Below are 1,262 nucleotides of genomic sequence, written 5' to 3'. Positions count from 1 at the left end.
GCGTCATTCGTAAGGCGATCAAGAACCGGAAGATTTTTCGGACTGATGAGTCAGTCATGAAGGTAATCTATCTGGCCATGGAAAAAGCTTCCGAGAAATGGACCATGCCGATCAGGAACTGGAAAGCAGCCATGAACCGGTTTGAAATTATGTTTCCTGACCGGTTCAAGGAGTAATAGTTTTGGTGGCGTTTACACAGAATTATTTACAGGCTCTTTTTTGAATTGGCCTGATTTCTTATATTCATTCAACAACCAGCCAATGGTAAACGGTGTCTTTTTAGAAAGCGCTTCATAGGCTTCATGCACTTTCGATAATGGCATGTTTACCGGTCCCAGAACAATCTCATTACCGAAAATGGTCCTGTTTCCCGCACGCCCAAGATAGGGTTTGTATACTACTCGGCCCTTTTGTCGATATACCCCTCTGGGTAAATGCTCATTCCCTTTTTTTCTTTTGCGTCCCATCGTAACTACTCCATGACGATGTTAAAGAAATTCTATGCCTGTACTAGGCGAGTCATCACCCACCAATGGCTGATCAAGTGCTGCCTGTGTGGTAACAACCTCCCCATTTCTAACGTAATAAAAGTGAATGCCATTTTGCATTAACCATTGGATAAGGTCTTTTTTTCGTTTTATTCCTGACCACTCCATAAGGTCTGCTTGGCTGATTAGGGCATCTTTTGGCATGCATAAACCTCATCGATACTCGCCATCGATTTCGGAAACTTTACGCACCTTCAATTCGGGCTTGCTATCCACGTCTGAGTGCCGGATTACAAATTCACCGCCCTGAAAGGTTTCATACACTGGCTGTGCTTTTGTCAGCAGTTTAAGCAGCACTACCGCATCCTCAACCGAGTCCAACAACCATTGATTCGTGCCAAAAGAAACCACGTACACATTCTCATCCATAAGATTGTCCTTTTTAGAGGAGGCACCCATCAGAGTGCCTTATTGAGATCCGCAGCACTGGAGACAGCGCCGTCGATAATTTCACCGGTATCCATATCCACCACGACACCCCCGTCATCGTTACGCAGCAGCGCCTCGTTATGTTGAGACAGGCCTGCGTCCGCCCGTTCATCCAGACCGACAGCGGTGAGAGCTTCAATAGAAACCGGGAGGTATTTATACCAATTTCATTTTCAAAATATGTCACGAATTCTGCGATTGCCTTTATACTTTAAATAGCCTGTTGTTCATCCCGTTAATGTCATGCCTAAAACTCCCGATTTTCCTGAAAACTTTCACGATGCA

Annotated in this window: 3 protein-coding genes and 1 pseudogene; 1 reads left to right on the top strand and 3 read right to left on the bottom strand. The window is 44.9% G+C overall.

What is annotated here, in order from left to right; translation table 11 throughout:
• A pseudogene (locus AK963_RS36260) lies at positions 1-176 on the top strand (IS256 family transposase); the annotation flags it as partial.
• A gap of 15 nt (positions 177-191) precedes the next feature.
• Here AK963_RS36260 and AK963_RS29195 read toward each other — a convergent pair.
• The 3 genes from AK963_RS29195 to AK963_RS29185 are packed head-to-tail and all read right to left on the bottom strand — an operon-like array spanning position 192 to position 917.
• Positions 192-467, bottom strand: coding sequence for a hypothetical protein (locus AK963_RS29195; RefSeq protein ID WP_066018751.1), 276 nt, complete (start codon positions 465-467; stop codon positions 192-194).
• 21 nt (positions 468-488) lie between these two features.
• Positions 489-692, bottom strand: coding sequence for a DUF4224 domain-containing protein (locus tag AK963_RS29190; RefSeq protein WP_066018750.1), 204 nt, complete (start codon positions 690-692; stop codon positions 489-491).
• Positions 693-701: 9 nt separating this feature from the next.
• Positions 702-917 carry a hypothetical protein gene (locus AK963_RS29185; protein ID WP_139117783.1) on the bottom strand — a complete coding sequence of 72 codons (216 nt, stop codon included), beginning with the start codon at positions 915-917 and terminating at the stop codon, positions 702-704.
• Between the last annotated feature and the right edge of the window lie 345 nt (positions 918-1,262).

Origin of the sequence: Endozoicomonas atrinae (genome assembly GCF_001647025.1) — a bacterium.
GTDB classification, from domain to species: domain Bacteria; phylum Pseudomonadota; class Gammaproteobacteria; order Pseudomonadales; family Endozoicomonadaceae; genus Endozoicomonas; species Endozoicomonas atrinae.
This window is presented reverse-complemented; position numbering and strand designations above follow the sequence as displayed.

Bases quoted from the DNA above. Each gene is read 5' to 3' on its own strand.
- AK963_RS29185 (WP_139117783.1), bottom strand. From the start codon at position 917: ATGGATGAGAATGTGTACGTGGTTTCTTTTGGCACGAATCAATGGTTG.
- AK963_RS29190 (WP_066018750.1), bottom strand. From the start codon at position 692: ATGCCAAAAGATGCCCTAATCAGCCAAGCAGACCTTATGGAGTGGTCA.
- AK963_RS29195 (WP_066018751.1), bottom strand. From the start codon at position 467: ATGGGACGCAAAAGAAAAAAAGGGAATGAGCATTTACCCAGAGGGGTA.